Annotated in this window: 15 protein-coding genes; 9 read left to right on the top strand and 6 right to left on the bottom strand. The window is 52.9% G+C overall.

Annotated elements, in window-relative coordinates:
* The first annotated feature begins 48 nt into the window (after positions 1-48).
* From SIB79_RS02275 to SIB79_RS02250, 6 genes are all read left to right on the top strand, one after another.
* Positions 49-1,212 (top strand): site-specific integrase, encoded by a 1,164-nt coding sequence (locus tag SIB79_RS02275; RefSeq protein WP_063403730.1) that lies wholly within the window; start codon positions 49-51, stop codon positions 1,210-1,212.
* Positions 1,209-1,838: a class I SAM-dependent methyltransferase gene (locus SIB79_RS02270; protein WP_063403729.1), complete on the top strand. Its 630-nt coding sequence runs from the start codon at positions 1,209-1,211 to the stop codon at positions 1,836-1,838. Before SIB79_RS02275 ends, SIB79_RS02270 begins: the two co-directional genes overlap by 4 nt.
* 43 nt (positions 1,839-1,881) lie before the next feature.
* Positions 1,882-2,574, top strand: coding sequence for a cob(I)yrinic acid a,c-diamide adenosyltransferase (gene cobO / locus SIB79_RS02265; RefSeq protein ID WP_011130612.1), 693 nt, complete (start codon positions 1,882-1,884; stop codon positions 2,572-2,574).
* A gap of 311 nt (positions 2,575-2,885) precedes the next feature.
* Entirely contained in the window at positions 2,886-3,599 is a 714-nt protein-coding gene (gene pyrH / locus SIB79_RS02260) for a UMP kinase (RefSeq protein WP_063400172.1), read from the top strand.
* Between the two features lie 50 nt (positions 3,600-3,649).
* Positions 3,650-4,198, top strand: coding sequence for a ribosome recycling factor (gene frr, locus SIB79_RS02255; RefSeq protein ID WP_063400171.1), 549 nt, complete (start codon positions 3,650-3,652; stop codon positions 4,196-4,198).
* Complete coding sequence (locus tag SIB79_RS02250) at positions 4,195-5,322, top strand: NAD(P)/FAD-dependent oxidoreductase (protein ID WP_063403728.1); 1,128 nt, start codon at positions 4,195-4,197, stop codon at positions 5,320-5,322. Before frr ends, SIB79_RS02250 begins: the two co-directional genes overlap by 4 nt.
* A gap of 169 nt (positions 5,323-5,491) precedes the next feature.
* Here the strand turns inward: SIB79_RS02250 and SIB79_RS02245 are convergent, their stop codons facing one another.
* The 5 genes from SIB79_RS02245 to SIB79_RS02225 all read right to left on the bottom strand — a co-directional run bounded on the left by SIB79_RS02245 (position 5,492) and on the right by SIB79_RS02225 (position 11,452).
* Positions 5,492-6,157 (bottom strand): SDR family oxidoreductase, encoded by a 666-nt coding sequence (locus SIB79_RS02245; protein ID WP_011130616.1) that lies wholly within the window; start codon positions 6,155-6,157, stop codon positions 5,492-5,494.
* Between the two features lie 269 nt (positions 6,158-6,426).
* Complete coding sequence (locus SIB79_RS02240) at positions 6,427-7,599, bottom strand: transaldolase (protein ID WP_063403727.1); 1,173 nt, start codon at positions 7,597-7,599, stop codon at positions 6,427-6,429.
* Between the two features lie 92 nt (positions 7,600-7,691).
* Positions 7,692-9,500 carry a peptidoglycan D,D-transpeptidase FtsI family protein gene (locus SIB79_RS02235; protein WP_063403726.1) on the bottom strand — a complete coding sequence of 603 codons (1,809 nt, stop codon included), beginning with the start codon at positions 9,498-9,500 and terminating at the stop codon, positions 7,692-7,694.
* Positions 9,500-9,967 (bottom strand): hypothetical protein, encoded by a 468-nt coding sequence (locus SIB79_RS02230; RefSeq protein ID WP_063403725.1) that lies wholly within the window; start codon positions 9,965-9,967, stop codon positions 9,500-9,502. The genes SIB79_RS02235 and SIB79_RS02230 overlap by 1 nt, the downstream gene beginning before the upstream one ends.
* 93 nt (positions 9,968-10,060) lie before the next feature.
* Positions 10,061-11,452 (bottom strand): CPBP family intramembrane glutamic endopeptidase, encoded by a 1,392-nt coding sequence (locus SIB79_RS02225; RefSeq protein ID WP_328585522.1) that lies wholly within the window; start codon positions 11,450-11,452, stop codon positions 10,061-10,063.
* A 151-nt stretch (positions 11,453-11,603) separates the two neighbouring features.
* On the opposite strand from SIB79_RS02225, the gene SIB79_RS02220 reads away from it, so the two are divergent.
* Together SIB79_RS02220 and SIB79_RS02215 are read left to right on the top strand one after the other, a co-directional pair.
* Positions 11,604-12,935 (top strand): histidine phosphatase family protein, encoded by a 1,332-nt coding sequence (locus tag SIB79_RS02220; protein ID WP_063403821.1) that lies wholly within the window; start codon positions 11,604-11,606, stop codon positions 12,933-12,935.
* 4 nt (positions 12,936-12,939) lie between these two features.
* The gene (locus SIB79_RS02215) at positions 12,940-14,196 is read left to right on the top strand and encodes a dihydroorotase (RefSeq protein ID WP_063403820.1); all 1,257 of its coding nucleotides are present in this window, start codon (positions 12,940-12,942) and stop codon (positions 14,194-14,196) included.
* On the opposite strand, the gene lepB is transcribed toward SIB79_RS02215, so the two are convergent.
* Positions 14,186-14,911 carry a signal peptidase I gene (gene lepB, locus SIB79_RS02210; RefSeq protein ID WP_063403724.1) on the bottom strand — a complete coding sequence of 242 codons (726 nt, stop codon included), beginning with the start codon at positions 14,909-14,911 and terminating at the stop codon, positions 14,186-14,188. The genes SIB79_RS02215 and lepB overlap by 11 nt on opposite strands.
* 81 nt (positions 14,912-14,992) lie before the next feature.
* On the opposite strand from lepB, the gene SIB79_RS02205 reads away from it, so the two are divergent.
* Positions 14,993-16,486, top strand: a complete 1,494-nt coding sequence (locus tag SIB79_RS02205) for a hypothetical protein (protein ID WP_063403723.1) — start codon at positions 14,993-14,995, stop codon at positions 16,484-16,486.
* Positions 16,487-16,540 lie beyond the last annotated feature (54 nt).

Below are 16,540 nucleotides of genomic sequence, written 5' to 3'. Positions count from 1 at the left end.
TGAGGGTAGCTGCCATCAACGCCAAGGTGGCACCATCCCTACAAGGCCATGGAGCTGAGCAACGAGCTAATCAACATCAACCGTGCCCTGGCTGACAGCGGCATCAACCTGAGAATTGAACAGCGAGGCCAGTGGCTCAATTTACGCGGAGCACTGCCCTGCCGGAATGGAACTGGATTGATCAAAACTCAACGAATCAGTTTGCAGCTTTTGGCAGAACAAAAAGGATTGAAAGAGGCTGAGCGAATTGTGCAACTTGTGCACTACCAACTGCAACGCAAACAATTCGACTGGTCTCAGTGGACGACCAAATCAACACGGAAACAACCTGAACAGATAACGACAGGGCTTAGAGAAGCTTTGGTCAGCTTTGAAGAAGCATTCTTTACTGATCCATATCGCCGACGGTCACCGGCCGGTAGCCGCAGCACATGGACGTCCGCTTACCTTCCTTACTTACGACGACTCAAAGCCCTAGCTGTTAACAAGCAGAGCTGTTTTAATTCTGACCTTTTAAAAGACACTCTGGCCAGTTATGCAGATGGCAGCCGAAGCCGACAGCAATGCGCCACGGCCCTAGCTGCATTGGCACGCCACCTGGAAATGGCACTGCCGGAAGATTGGCGAGCAGAAGCGGATGGATATGGACTACATCAGGCGCGCTTTCGTCAACTACCCAGCGACAAGCAGATCATCGAGGCGGTGGAGCGCATCCCCAACCCAGGATGGCGACTTGCCTATGGACTGATGGCCACTTACGGCCTGCGCAATCACGAGGTGTTCTTCTGCGACCTTGCTGCTTTAGCGAAGGGGGAAGATCAGGTGCTGCGGGTCCTACCAAACACAAAAACCGGCGAGCATCAGGTTTGGCCGTTTCATCCAGACTGGGTCGAGCATTTTGAACTTGGACAACTAGCAAACAATGCCCAGGCCCTGCCGCCGGTGAATGTCGATCTGCGTCACACCACACTCCAACAGGTGGGGAGAAGAGTGTCGGAACAATTCCGGCGCTATCAACTGCCCCTCACCCCCTACAACCTGCGGCATGCCTGGGCGGTACGCACAATCCACATCGGCCTTCCAGACACAGTTGCAGCAAGAATGATGGGCCATTCAGTGGCTATTCATACCCGCACCTATCACCACTGGATCACCCGACGTGACCAACAACAAGCGGTAGATGCAGCCCTAGCTAGACAGCTCAGCCCATGACCTCACCACTAAGAACCTTTGCCTACGAGCATCGCTGGTTTTATGACCTAGTGACAACCATTTCGGGGCTCAGCGTAGGGGGTGTAAAGCGGTTGAGGTCCTTAGGGCTGACTGCTCTTCAAGACAAGATTTCTAAAGGAGCACCAGTTTTGGATCTTTGCTGTGGGTCTGGCGAGACAGCAGCACCATGGATCGAGGCTGGTTTCGCTGTAACAGGTTTAGATCTTTCACCAAAGGCACTGGCACTCGCAGCTGAACGAACCCCCCAACTACAATGCATCGAGGGCATGGCAGAAAAGCCACCGCTGAACACCAGCCAATTTGCGGCCATCCAAATCAGCCTGGCCTTGCACGAATTCAGCTCAGAAGAACGACAACAAGTGCTCAAAGCCTGCATGCGCCTATTGCAACCGGGGGGTTGGCTAGTGCTGATAGACCTCCATCCAGCAGGCCCCTGCCTCAAACTGCCCCAACAGTTGTTTTGTGCCCTGTTCGAAACTGAAACCGCTCTCAAAATGCTTCAAGCAGACTTGCCCAAGCAACTTCGGGAGATGGGTTACAGCACTATTGAGCAAGAACTATTAGCAGGCCGAGCACTACAACGAATCACAGCCCGCCTTCCATAAGCAGCCCAACTCAAAGCATGCTCAAGACCTTGCCAACACTTTGATGACCAACCCGCCAGCTCCGCATTCGCCCTCTTCAACCGAACTCGATCACAGCGCAGAAGTTCTCGGCATAGGCGGGCATTTAGCCCCCGAAACCGACCAACAGAGCTACCGCAAACGCATGCAGCGCCGACAAGACATTCAGCGTCAACGTGTAGGAGAACGAGACAAAGAGAAAGGCCTAATCCTTGTGTTCACAGGACATGGCAAAGGCAAAACCACAGCAGCGCTAGGGCTAGCCTTACGCACCCTTGGCCATGGTGAGCATGTTGCAGTCGTGCAATTCATTAAAGGGAGTTGGCAGCCAGGCGAAGCAAAAGCGTTAAAAGTTTTTGGTGACGCATTGAGCTGGCATGCGTTTGGAGAGGGCTTCACCTGGACAACCCAAGACCGGGAAAGAGATCAGCAATTGGTATCAAAAGCCTGGCAACAGGCTCTGATTTACCTCCACAGCAACACCCACAAACTTGTAGTGCTTGATGAGGTCAATGTGGCAATGAAACTGGGATATCTCAAGGTAGAAGAAGTACTAGGGGGGATCACGGAAAGGCCACCCCTAACCCACGTAGCACTCACTGGCCGGGGCGCACCAAAGGAGCTCATTGAACGGGCAGATCTGGTCACAGAAATGACCTTGGTGCACCACCCCTTCAAGGAACAAGGCGTCAAAGCACAAGCAGGCATTGAGTTTTGAAGCAATCAATCATCTCACCTCTAAATGCACATCCAATAGCTGATCTGTAGCAACAAAAACCGTCAGACCGTTCAACAGCAAAGCTCTATGCACAATGAGCTCGCTCCAACAAGAAGGATCCTGTCTGATGCCTTCAAGCGCTCAACAGCTCAGACGGGCCATCACATCGCTGCGACAAAGCACGTTCTCTCGCATCGATCAGGAATGATGACTTCATCCAAGCGAATCTGAGAATCGACAACCCTTCAGACCATCCAGCTCAAGGACGATTCGGAGAAGGCTTGCTACTCTCTTCGGGATCTGGACGATGAATGGCCTACGCGCGAGTCCTTCTAAAACTCAGCGGCGAAGCGCTGATGGGCGATCAGAGTTATGGCATCGATCCAGCAATTGTTCAATCCATCGCAGAGGATGTAGCCAAAGTGGTGGCCAAGGGCACCCAATTGGCGATCGTGGTGGGCGGTGGCAACATTTTTCGAGGTCTAAAGGGTTCTGCCGCGGGCATGGATCGGGCCACGGCCGACTACGTCGGCATGTTGGCCACAGTGATGAATGCCATCACATTGCAGGACGGCTTAGAGCGAGCGGGGGTACCAACCCGAGTACAAACTGCAATCGAAATGCAAGAGGTGGCGGAGCCTTACATCCGTCGGCGAGCCATTCGTCATCTAGAGAAAGGCCGAGTGGTTGTGTTTGGTGGAGGCTGCGGTAATCCATTCTTCACAACTGACACCACAGCCTCACTTCGGGCTGCGGAAATCAACGCTGATGTGGTGTTCAAAGCCACGAAGGTGGATGGGGTTTATGACCGTGATCCCAAACGCTTCCCTGATGCAAAACGCTACGAGTCACTCACCTTCCAGCAAGTGCTAAGCGGCGAGCTGGCGGTGATGGACAGCACTGCCATTGCCCTATGCAAAGACAACAATATCCCGATCGTTGTATTTGACCTCTTTGAACCTGGCAACATCGGCAAAGCAGTGGCTGGCGAAGCAATCGGCTCCCGTATCAGCAATGCAACCTAAACAGGCCATCCCAACTCATCCCTTCACCCAGCCTTCGCCTCTCTGAAGCCATGTCGAACCAGGAACTCAAAGACAACATGCACAAATCAGTGGAGGCCACACAGCGCAACTTCGCCACCATCCGTACTGGACGCGCCAACCCGTCACTACTTGATCGAATCAACGTTGAGTATTACGGCACAGAAACGCCCCTGAAATCTCTAGCAACAATATCCACCCCTGATTCACAGACGATTGCCATACAGCCCTTTGACAATGGATCAATGGGCCTGATTGAAAAAGCCATTGCCACTAGTGATTTGGGCTTGACACCCAACAATGACGGCAAGATCATTCGCATCAATGTGCCGCCGCTAACTGAAGAGCGCCGCAAAGAGTTCTGCAAGCTGGCAGCAAAATATGCAGAAGAAGGCAAAGTAGCCCTGCGCAACATCCGTCGCGATGCAATTGATAAAGTGAAAAAGCTAGAAAAAGATGCTGAGCTCTCTAAAGATCAGAGCCATGATGAACAGGATGGGATACAAAAACTCACCGACACATTCATCACTGAAATCGAAAAATACCTCGCCGAAAAAGAAGCCGACATTCTCAAGGTTTGAGCACTCGCGATGTGCTGGTCATCGGAGCAGGCGCCGCTGGATCTGCGGCAGCTTTCCATCTGGCTGCAGCTGGCCAAAGCGTCACAGTGCTCGAACAGAATGCACACCAAACGATCAAACCCTGTGGCGGAGGCATGGCAGCTGCAGTGCAGGAGTGGTTTCCATTTGATTTGCAATCGGTCGTTGATGAAGTCATTGAAAGGGTTGAGTTCAGCTGGCAGCTCAGTGATCCCGTCGTGGCCGACCTGCAAGATTCCGCCCCGTTTTGGATTGTGCGGCGAGAAAAGCTTGATGCCCTCCTAACAAGCCAGGCGATTGATGCAGGCGCCGAACTGCTCCGGCCCTTTACGGTCAAAAGCTTGCAAAGACAAAAAGAACGATGGCAAGTCACAGCCGATGACGGCAGACAACTTGAAGCAAGAGCGGTCGTACTAGCGAATGGCTCCCAGTCAGCTTGGCCTGCAGCCTTGGGATTGGGACCAAAAACCCTGCATCACGCGAGCACCATGTCTGTGCGCCTGGAGGGTCGAGGCAACCTCAAAACTGGTTCAGCCCGATTTGAATTTGGGCTGGTTCATCATGGTTTTGCCTGGGCTTTCCCCTTGGCAGGAGGCGTGAATGTAGGCGTAGGTACGTTCATCGGCCGCAATGCCGCCGATAGTGATGCCGTCTTGGAACAACTGCTACCGAACCTGGGATTTGACCCGCAAGCAGGCAAACGACAAGAAGCATCTTTACGGGTATGGAACGGCCATCAAGCACTGCATGGCGATGGTGTCGTCGCCGTGGGAGATGCGGCATCACTATGCGATCCGTTCCTGGCAGAAGGTCTGCGCCCAGCGTTGATGAGTGGATATGAAGCAGCCCGCTGCCTGAATCATTGGTTGAACGGTGATACCAACAACCTGGCTGATTACAGCCAAACCATGCGACAACGGTGGGGAGACTCCATGGCCTGGGGCAAGAGGATTGCTCAGGTGTTTTATCGATTCCCCAAGGTGGGATATCAGCTTGGGATCAAAAGGCCAACAGCTCCACAACGGATTGCTCAGATCCTTTCTGGAGAGATGGGATATGGCGACATTGCCCAGCGCGTGATGAAACGGTTGCTATTACAACGTTAATTACCTCAAAGGATAAAGATTAGCCGAACGAAGTTCGATAACTAGCATTCAAGCATTTCTAATTTAGAATAAATTTCAGCGTGAGCAGTGAAGCGCTCTCGAGTGATTACGAAGAACGCAAAATTACAGGCCAAAAGCAACGTCAATCACTACTTCACCAAACCAATTTTTACCAAGGAAGAATCTCCCCATTGGCATGCCAAAAAGTTCCTGAGTTTTCCAAATTGAGATTGTCAATACGGGCCAACAAGCCATCAACCGATTCTTCTGGAGTAATGCCTTGATCAGTGAATCCTGTCATGCGAGTACGCACAAGCCCTGGATGAAGAAGCGCCACAGCAATGCCTTGAGATTTAAGGTCGATAGCTAATGACTTTCCTGCCATACACAAAGCCACCTTCGACATCCTGTAGCCATAAGAACCGCCGGAACTGTTGTCATCGATCGAGCCCATGCGGCTAGTCATCAAAATGACTTTTGCGCCAGGAAGTAGATGATCCATAAGAGCATGTGTGACACGTAATGGCCCAATGGCGTTGACCTCGAACTGACGACGAAGGCTCTCGGGATCAAAATCTTTCAAAGTTGTGCTTTCCAAAATGCCGGCATTGTGGATCAGCACATCGATCGGCAAGCTGCGAAGCCGTTGCTTCAAGCGCGCAATCGATCCATCTGAAGTGATCTCGACTCCGGCCTCAATACGCACGCCTAAGCCTTCCAATTGCTGCGAAGGCTTACGGCATGCAGCCACAACCACGTCACCACGAGCATGAAGCTGACGACAATATTCATAGCCAATGCCGCGATTCGTTCCTGTGATCAGATAGGTCGCCAAGAGCAGAGAAAGCAGAAGCCTATTTAGAAAATAACTTTTTAGCGAGAGAGTATCTTTGCACGCATGCCAGTTGGATTGGCAAGATTGCCAATCCTGATCTCTCTCATGCTCTGATCAAACGCTACCGATCTTGGGATTCAGAGCATTAGTCCTTTATAGATGGCAGAAAAAAACTCTCCAGCTTCAACTCAGGCAAAGCAGAGTATTTTTCAACATTATAAGGAATGATGACAAATACTCATCACCTTATTAACTTATTAAGCAAGACTTCAAGCTGTTGTTAGTGCCAAAGCAGCACCCAGCCCGGAACGAACATCTTCTTGAAGAAGTCGGCCATCATGGTCATGATCTAAGGCATCAAATACCGCATCACTACCGAGCCATTCTTCTCTAGTAATACAACCATCACCATCGAGATCATTGAGCATGAAAATCTCCTGAACAACATGGCAGAAGGCCGCTCCTCCCTCCAAAACAGCTAATCGATGCGCCAACTGAGCCTCAAGAGTTTCAATCGCCTTGCTAAAGCCGCGAATCCCTTCATCCAACTTCTCAAAAGCCATGCGATCAGCCCTCATCATTGACTCAAAACTCTCCTTATCGACATGGACCTGAGACTCTGCAGAGACAGGATTGACCGCATCCAACTTACGCATCAGCGGAGCCTCTGTACCACCCAGCTGATCCAAAAGCTTTGGTGAGATGGTCAACAAATCACATCCAGCCAATTCAATAATTTCGTCAAGATTGCGGAAACTCGCACCCATGATCTCAGTCTTATAACCATAGGTTTTGAAGTAATTAAAGATCTTGGTCACCGAGATCACACCAGGATCTTCTGGACCTGCATAAGAATCCCGACCAGTAGTCGCTTTGTACCAATCAAGGATTCGCCCAACAAAAGGAGAGATCAAAGTGACTCCTGCTTCTGCACAAGCGACAGCCTGAGAAAAGCCAAATAGCAGAGTTAAGTTGCAATGAATTCCATCCTTCTCCAAAACCTCAGCCGCTTTTATACCCTCCCAAGTAGAAGCTATCTTGATCAAAACGCGATCATTAGTAATGCCAGCGTCGTTATATAGGCCAATGAGTTTGTGAGCCTTAGCGATTGTGGCTTCAGTATTGAAACTGAGGCGAGCATCCACTTCAGTGGAAACACGGCCAGGAACAATCTTGAGAATTTCCTTTCCAAAGATTACACAAATCTCATCGAGAGCCTCATGGACCACCTCCTCCACAGCTGCAGAGTTGCCCAATAACTGACGGGAGGAGTGAAGAGCCTCATCGATCAAACTCTGATAAGCAGGAATCTGAGCCGCCGCAAGGATCAATGAAGGGTTGGTCGTGGCATCCCTGGGGGTGAACTTTCTAATCGCGTCCAAATCACCGGTATCCGCCACGACCACGGTCATGGTGGAAAGCTGCTTAAGGAGTGTGGCCATGAAGCAGAACGTCTCGCAAGATCTTTAAGCTAGCGGCGTTTTTTTTGCTGACAGCCCAGGTTCAGAACTCACCATCGAAGATTTGCCAAGACTTAGCCTTTGGCCGGCTGAGAATGGTTCTGCTCAGTGCTAGGTGGGATTTTTTCAAGCACCAGCAACGCATCAATGATCTGCTTCGCCACAGGCACCGCCACCGTGGACCCATAAGCATTGCCTCCCTGGGGTTCATCCACCACAACGACCACCACATAGCGAGGATTGTCAACCGGCAGATGGGCAACAAAGCTGCAAATCTTTGCTCCTGGCAAATAAACCCCATTCAGTGCTTTCTGAGCAGTGCCGGTCTTGCCACCAATGCGATAACCAGGTGTTTTCGCCCCTTCCCCACTCCCTGTCTCTACAACCGATTCCATCCAGTCCCGGACAATCCTGGTGACATCTGGGCGCAGTAGTTGATGTCCAGTTGTTGCGGCGGCGCGTGGAGCCAACGCTTCTCCCGCCCGCAATCCCCTGGTGATGTGGGGACTCACCAGTCGGCCACCATTGGCAATCAAGGCATGCAACTGAGCCAGCTTCAGTGGCGTGAGCGACAGTCCCTGTCCAAATGCCGCCGTGGCCGGCTCAATTGGCTGAGCCACGAATTGCTCCTTCGTCTTTAACTGACCTGCAATAGCCCCCGGCAGATCGGTATCGGGCTTGACATCAAGTCCTAGCCGTCGCAACCAATCCCAGTACAGCGAGGGTTTGAGCTGACGCATGATCTTCACCATGCCGACGTTGCTAGAAACCTGCAGCACCTTGGCGTAGTCGATCACCCCATGGCTCTTACGATCATGGTTGGAGATTGGCCATCCACCGATCTTCAGTGATCCGTTGTCATTCACCATTCCCCCCGGCTCAATCACACCTTCCTGAAGAGCAAGGGCAAGGTTGATCGGCTTGAAGGTAGAACCAGGTTCATAAAGGTCCTGAACGGACCACTCGCGAAAGAGAGAGGGCGAATATTTCCAATACTTGTTTGGGTCATATGTGGGTGTGGACGCCAGCGCCAGCAACTCTCCATTGGTGACATCAATCACGATGGCCACTCCCTTCTTTGCCTTCCACTCTTTGACCTGAGCCACAAGTGCCTGCCCCGCCAGCTCCTGCAAACGAGCATCCAAAGTGAGCTGCAGGCTTAGATGATCGCCATAAAACACTCCCGGAGCCAGATCGTCAGGAAGGGGGGTGCCATCCGCTCCTCGGCGCATGCTGCGAACCTGTTCATGACGCAACAAATCCTCGTGGCGACTTTGCTCCAATCCCGCCTGTGGGACGCGATCCAAATTAAGAAAACCCACCACGTTGGCAAACAGAGAGCCCTGCGGATAGAGCCGCTGTGGATAAGCCTCAAGATCTAAACCACTGATACCAAGGTTGCGGATTTCATTGACGATGTCCTGATCCAATCCCTCAGCAAGCTTCACACCAGAAGGACGGTCGCCAAATCGCTGTACCAATTCGGCAACAGGAATCGCCAACACCCCGGAGAGCTTGCGAGCAACATCCAGTGGCTTACGAATCAAACCGGGATCATCCCCGGGGAAATTAAAATAACGAGGATGAGCCCAAAGCCGAAAGCGTTCCTCATCGAGAGCCACCAGCCGTCCATTGCGGTCCACAATTGAACGCCGTGTCCCAATCGGTTGGGTTCGCTGGGTCTGCAAAGCCCTTGCACGGGCTTCCAGTTCCGGTGCTTGCAGAACCTGCAGCCAAGCCATCCGGCCCACAAGTCCAATCAGCCCAACGCAGAGGATGGAAAACACCCATCGCATCCGATGAGCAGGAACTGATTCCAACGCAATCACGTCCTGGGCACGCCTCCTGGAGCTTCGTGAGCGACGAGCCTTTGAGGCAGGCATCAGTAGCCGTGATTAATGGGTTGGCCCATCAATTGGCTAAGCAGTTGCGACTCTCCAGAAACAACAACACCAGACGGATTCGCAGAGCGATCGAGGTAAAGAAGGTTGGCAACCTTTGTGGGAACCATCGACTGAGGCAACCTGGTTTCAACCAACAAGTGACGCTCAATCATCGCGGTTGACTCCGTAAGACGATGAGCCAATGAGCGAGTGGTCTCCAGCCTGTTGAAAGCCATCGTCCAACGATGCTGCCAATGCAGCGTGAGAGCGGACATCAATGCCGCAGCAACCAAAACACCGATCAATGCACCATCAGCAGCCCGATGCAGTCCTGCCAGGACTGGCGACTGGCGAGCCACCTTCCTTGAAGACAAGGATCCCTGGATCAGCTCAAGTGTGCGGACAGAACGTGCCCGAGAAACAGCACGGTTAGCCGTTACCGAACGCTGTTGAAGTGCGGCAACCACCTAATAATCCACTCTAATAAATCAGTGAACCACCCTCAATAAGCCTCCGCAAGGCTAAGTCGCTGACAATCACATGCTGATTGAAGAGTTCAGTTATCCGCCAAGCAGCAAAAGATTGATGAAAGTAACCCCATTCCAGAGGGCATGCATCAGCACGCAAGGCAAAAGACGACCTGAACTAAGCCTTAATAGACCGAGTCCCAAGCCCAACACAAACAGCGGTGGTAATTCACCAACACTCAGGTGAGCCACACCAAACACCAATGCGCTAGTTATCACACCCCATAGCGGACCAAAAGATTTCGCCAATACAGGCAGAAGCGCACCACGAAAAACCAACTCCTCAAAGAGAGGCGCCAGAATCACAGCGGTGGTGGCTAGCAACATCAAGGCCAATGGATCCTTGCTGCGCAGTACCAGTTCCAATAAGGGGTTACTTCCCCCTTGATCCCCCAACAGCAATCCCATCAGCCATCCAGTCAAGAGAACCAACGGCATCACCATCAACCAGCCTCGACCTGCCTTCAGTAACGCTGAACCCCAAGGCTGCAGACGCCACTGCAACCATCCATCAACGGGCCGATCAGTTGCCTGCAGACTGCGCAGCTGCTGACGCAGAATCAACAATGGCGGTAGTGCCAAAGCGCCGTAGCCAATCACCACTGTCAACGCTTTGCTCAAGGGGCTGTCCATCCCCCTCGTCATCAAGGCACTCAGCGGAGCCACGAAAGCGGGAGCAATCACCTCACCCAAGACCACAAATCCACAGGCAATCAGGAGCACCATGTCCGTTAAGGAAAGTGGTAAGGCCTGAAGCGGTGGCCAGGGAGCAACAGACTTGCGCAACAACATCCACAGATGACGCAACAAAAGCGCAGTACCGGCAAGTAGAGCCGCCGCCGGTAACACCACGCTCAAGACCAGCCGCAAAGCCATGCTCGATGCGACACGGGGATTCACGCAGTCATCGCGATCCCCGCCAAGAGCAAAGCAACCAACCTGCTGAAGCAAAGGGTCCCCGCTTAATGAGCCAAGCGCCTCACGATCAGCAAGTGACAAGCCCCCTTCTTGCGTACTAGCCAGTAGCGCCTGCTCTAGAGGGATCAGTAACGGTGACTGCACTGAAGCAGCCAGGAGCTCACGACGTTCTGCCCCTGAAGATTGGAGTCCGGCGAGCAACAGCCTCTGGCGGTCATTCATCTGACTGAGAGGGATCTCACCGAGAGCTTCTTGCAAAGCCAATGTTGGATCCTCACCCACCAGCAGAGGCCTAATGGCTGCAGGGACGGCCTGATCAGCAAGCAAAGCCATCTCCTGTTGCTGCATGGAGATGGTTGGGGTCACTGACGGCCTGCTGAAGCTGTCTTGCAACCCCACAAACCAAATCAAAACCGCAAACATCAGTGATACGAAAGCCAGTCCGACTTTCCAAAGCGGCTCACGGGTGTATCGCCTGATCAGGCTGAACAGGGGATCAAAGCTCAACGACCAGGCATCAATTGAAGCTGATTCTCGCTGGCCGCAGCACAGCGCGCTGACAGCTGTTCAACACTCCCTCAAGGGCATCGCCGACGACCATCCCATACTGCGCTGGCAGGGGGCCCCATACGATGGCCGCGTCAAAACATCTTTGCCGGTGCCCCTGCGTCTTCTCCTCGTCCGTCATGGGCTGAGCAGCTTCAACCGCGAGCGACGGATTCAGGGTCGCAGTGATCTTTCCACGCTCACCTCGCAAGGCCAAGAACAGGCCCGTCAAACTGGACAAGCCCTGAAAGAAATCCAAATCAATGCTGTTTACAGCTCCCCTCTGAAGCGTGCCGCATCCACAACAACAAACCTACTAGCAAGCAAAGGCAGTGATCTCAGGCCTTGCTTCGATGATGGGTTACTGGAAATCGACCTAGCTCCATGGAGTGGTCTCTGCAGCGATGAGGTAAAGCGCACGTTCCCAGATGCCTATCGCACCTGGAAGCAACAACCACAGGAATTGGTTCTCAAGCGAGAAGACGGCAATCCCTATAAACCCATTAGCGAGCTGATGGAACAGGCTCGTGAATTCCTAAGGAAACTCATTCAACGTCACCCACTGGAGGGTGACGAAACAGTTCTGGTTGTTTCGCACAATTGCATCCTGCGCTGCTTAATCCTTGTTCTCCTTGGTGAGCCAGACCAAGGCTTGCGACGACTGCGCCTCGATAACGCCTCACTCTCGGTGTTCAACCTGATACCCCTCTCAGAGCAATCCCATCAAGCACAAGTCGAATGCCTCAACAGCACCGTTCACTTGCATCAGCAACTACCCAGTAAAGGGAACGGTCCGAGACTGATCCTTGTGCGCCATGGTGAAACCGACTGGAACCAACAAGGCCGGTTCCAAGGCCAAATCGACATCCCGCTGAATAAAAATGGCTTCGCGCAAGCCGCCTCAGCCGGTGCATTCCTAAGCGATGTGTTGATCGATCAGGCCTACAGCAGTTCGATGACACGACCAAGACAAACGGCGGAAGCCATCCTCAAGCACCATCCAGATGTCCAACTCGAAGTCACCCAGGGGCTGGTGGAAATCGGCCATGGCCTTTGGGAAGGGAAGCTGGAATCAGACATTGAAGCCGGCTGGCCTGAACTGCTAGACGCCTGGAAACAAGCTCCGCAGACGGTGCAGATGCCCGAAGGCGAAACCATCCAGGATGTATGGAAGCGTTCAGTGGCCTGCTGGAACAAGATCGCCAACAGCCTGGCTCCAGAAGCAACAGCGCTCGTGGTGGCTCATGACGCTGTCAACAAAACGATTCTCTGCCATCTACTCGGAATGACCCCGTCTGATATCTGGGCAGTCAAACAAGGGAATGGAGGTGTCACGGTGGTCGACATCGCTACAGATCCCGGCCAACCTGCAGTGGTGACCTCTCTCAACCTCACCTCTCACCTCGGTGGTGTGCTCGACCGCACAGCTGCTGGGGCGCTCTAACGTGATGCCCGAGGCACAACTTCTAGACCCCATAAGGATCCTGCACGGGTCGGATCAACCTGTCGTTGAAGATGCTGTGCTGATCAGAGACAACCATCTGATCGCCTTTGGAGCGAAGGCACGTATACAGGCTCAACAGCTGGGGCTGCCCCCCCAATCAGCCAGCCAACAACTACTCGCCCCCTGTCTTGTAGACCCCCATTCCATCCTTGAAGATCCAATCAGTGGTCATTGCGAAACCCTTGCAAGCCTGAGACATGCAGCTGCTGCTGCCGGTTATGGCCAACTAGCTCTGCTACCCCGCAGTTCCTCCTGGCGTGATCGCCCCGAAAGATTGCAGGGATTTTTAAATCCAAATAGCGATGTCGGCATTCACTTGTGGGGCAGCTTTAGCAGAGATGGTGCCGCCAGCGAACTATCCCCCCACGCGGATTTAGTGCAACACGGAGCCGTAGGACTGGCAAACGATGATCTAATCCTGCCGATCGCTCTCCTACAGCGAGGACTGGTGCTAGGCGAAATGGGGTCGGCCCCTGTGTTAATCGCCCCCAGAGATGAAAAAATTCAAGGTGGCGGGATGGTGCGCGAAGGCGTTGAAACACTACGAGCGGGCTGGGCACCTGACCCCTTCGCCAGCGAAACCCTCCCCCTGGGACAACTTCTCGAACTTCATCGGCAGCACCCTGAACGTTCCCTAAGACTGATGAACCTGGCCACTGCCCCTGGAGTCGCCATCTTGGAGTCCTGTCCCTCCCGGCCTATGGCCAGCGTGTGCTGGTGGCATCTGGTGACTGACCAAAGCAAACTTGATCCCACAGAGCTTGGATGGAGGGTCAGCCCATCTCTTGGCAGTCCTAGAGATCGAGCCGCCTTGATCAAGGCCCTCGCCAATGGCACCCTCACGGCCGTAGCTGTCCATGCCATACCCCTGGATGAGGAAGATACCCAACTGCCTCCCAATCAGCTTGAGCCTGGCCTAGCAGGCCATCAACTCGTGCTGCCTGCGCTTTGGCAAGAGCTTGTGGTCAAAGCTGGTTGGTCTTTAGAGCAGCTTTGGCATGCTCTGAGTTTTGGACCGTCAAAAATGCTCAACCTGCCCGAAGAACGCTTGACCGTTGGCAGCCGGCGCTGGCTGATGTTCGACCCTGATCAGCTCTGGATCCAAGATCGGCACAGTGATGATGCCCCCAAAGCCGCTAATCAACCCTGGCAGGGCTGTCAACTGCAAGGCCGTGTCGTGGCATGTGGACTCAGGGAATAAGTGAGCCGAAACGATCAAGAGGCCAAAAACGCCATAAGGCACGCCCTAGGATCTCTTTCTCAGGCAGAAATCCCCAAATTCGTCCATCAGAGCTACTGCTTCGATTGTCACCTAACACCAAGACATGATCCCTAGGAACAGTCGCGATAAATGCTTTACATGAACCCCTTCCCTGCATTGCAATAGGGCAATAGTTAGTCACATAGGGCTCCTCAATCTTCTTTCCATTCACGCTCACTTCTCCTCTTAGATTAATGGAAAACTGATCTCCACCCACAGCCACAACACGCTTGATATAGGCATCACAGCTAGGATTATTTAGTCCAATCCAGTTCATAAAGGGAAGGTTGACTAGCAAGCAAGGAATTGCGATCTCACCATCACGCAAACGACGCCTCACGAGCTGCTTAATTAATTTTAAATTAAAAGAAGAAGGAGTATTGAAAACCACAATCTCGCCTCGACGTGGAGATCGACTGCGAAGGCTGACTTTCTCAACCAGCAAACGATCCTGGACTTGCAGCCCTGGAATCATCGATTCAGAGGGAATGTATCTCGCCTCAGCGACGTAATGACGAATGCCGAAATACAGGCCCAAAGTGAAGAAGACTGGTCCCCAGAAATCCCAAAATGGATGAGGTTTAGAGGTTGATGCTCCCCGGGGAGCAGACGCCTTATCGTTTGTGGGATGGTCCTGCTGCTGCGCGTCAGACAACTCAGCCCTGTTATGAATTCGATGCTTAACGATAAGGCCAGCCTGTCCGGCCCCTTAGCGTGATCAAAGCAACCTCAGCCCATGGTGCGTCCCCGCTGGCAAGGGTTGAAACCCTCCCCCTCGCGTAAGTTCTGGCGGCGCTGGGATCAGGTTTTGGCGCTAATCGCTGCCACCAACTTGAGTTGGATCCTCTTCGACGTTACCTATATTCCGCTACGCAATTTCTGGTTACACCGCAATCTCTATCTCCTGCCCTCGACATCGTTGATGGTGCCGTTGCCATGGGTGCCGAACGTGACGCCTTTCTATGACGTTGTTAAAGGCATCAAACCGCATAGAGATACCCAGATTTATATCAAACGTTTCAGCCAACTCGATCAAACCGCAGCAAAGCAAGGAATCAATAGTCCTGCTTCACAACAACTACGCCTTAATCAAGTCGAGCTCACGACTCAACTGATCGATGAGAATCCGTTCGTCAGCTCTGGCAACGTCGGGACCCTTGAAAAACTAAAAAGCCTATTGCGTGCAAGGGCTGGGATGGATTCCTCCAAGCAGGCAGCCGCCCATCTCTTGGGAAACAAATACCTCAACAACCTCGATTGGCAGCAAGAAAGACTGTTCTGGACCGAGAAGATTCTTCCCCTGATCGCCACCAACTATTGGCGATCGATCAACGAAAACGGGCAGCCTGTTGACAATGCCTGGCGCCTCGACACTCCCTTCCAACTTCTCTTTCTCCTCGACATCCTGCTAAGGGCTATGCGCCTGAAGCGTCGCTTCCCCGGCATTAGCTGGCGAGAGGCCCTGCTGCGACGCTGGATCGACCTGCCTCTACTGCTGCCATTCTGGAGACTCTTGCGGGTAGTGCCCGTTACCGAGCGCCTATCCAGCGCTGGGCTCATTCAGCTGGAACCTTTGCGCGCTGTCATCAGCAGGGGCGTCGTAGCCCTATTAGCCCTGGAGCTGTTTGAAGTTCTCACCTTACGCATCGTGGATGCGATGCAAGAAATCATTCGCTCACCACATCTGCCGCAACGAATCCGCAGTCTTTGTAGTCATCAATCAGTGGACAAGAACGAAGAACGTGAACTAGCCGAATTGCTTCGGCTCTGGCTACCGCTAATCCTCAGTGAGGTAGGGCCAAGCATGCGCCCCCAACTTTTGGCACTCTTTAGTCACGCCTTGCAGCGAAGTATGGATGGCGTGATCGTGCCCGCTCCACTCAAAGGGCTTGCCGTCATTGAAAAGGCCGAATCCGAACTAAGCCGGCAACTCGCAGCCGGAATGATCGATACATTTCTGCAGCTCTCTCGCAATGCCGGCGACCAACTTGGCCGCAAAGATATGGTGCTAGAGCAACTAGGAGTCGATACGATTGATCGCTTCTGGGAAGAGCTCGCTCGCACCCTCGAGCAGGGCCCCGTTCTCGAACGTAGTCAAGAACTAATGGTGGCCTTCCTTGAAGAGTTCAAGCGCTCCAGCTTCCGCCAGCTCAGAGAACAAGGTGGGGTTAATGAATTGATCAGTGAGCTCGATGGTCTTAACTTCAGCGAGGCGAAAGCGACAAGCTAAAAGCAAGAATCTAGCAATAAAATAACACTATAAGATATCATGCAAGCTACCATT

The sequence above is a fragment of the Prochlorococcus sp. MIT 1342 genome, from assembly GCF_047304495.1.
Classification (GTDB): domain Bacteria; phylum Cyanobacteriota; class Cyanobacteriia; order PCC-6307; family Cyanobiaceae; genus Prochlorococcus; species Prochlorococcus marinus_D.
This window is presented reverse-complemented; position numbering and strand designations above follow the sequence as displayed.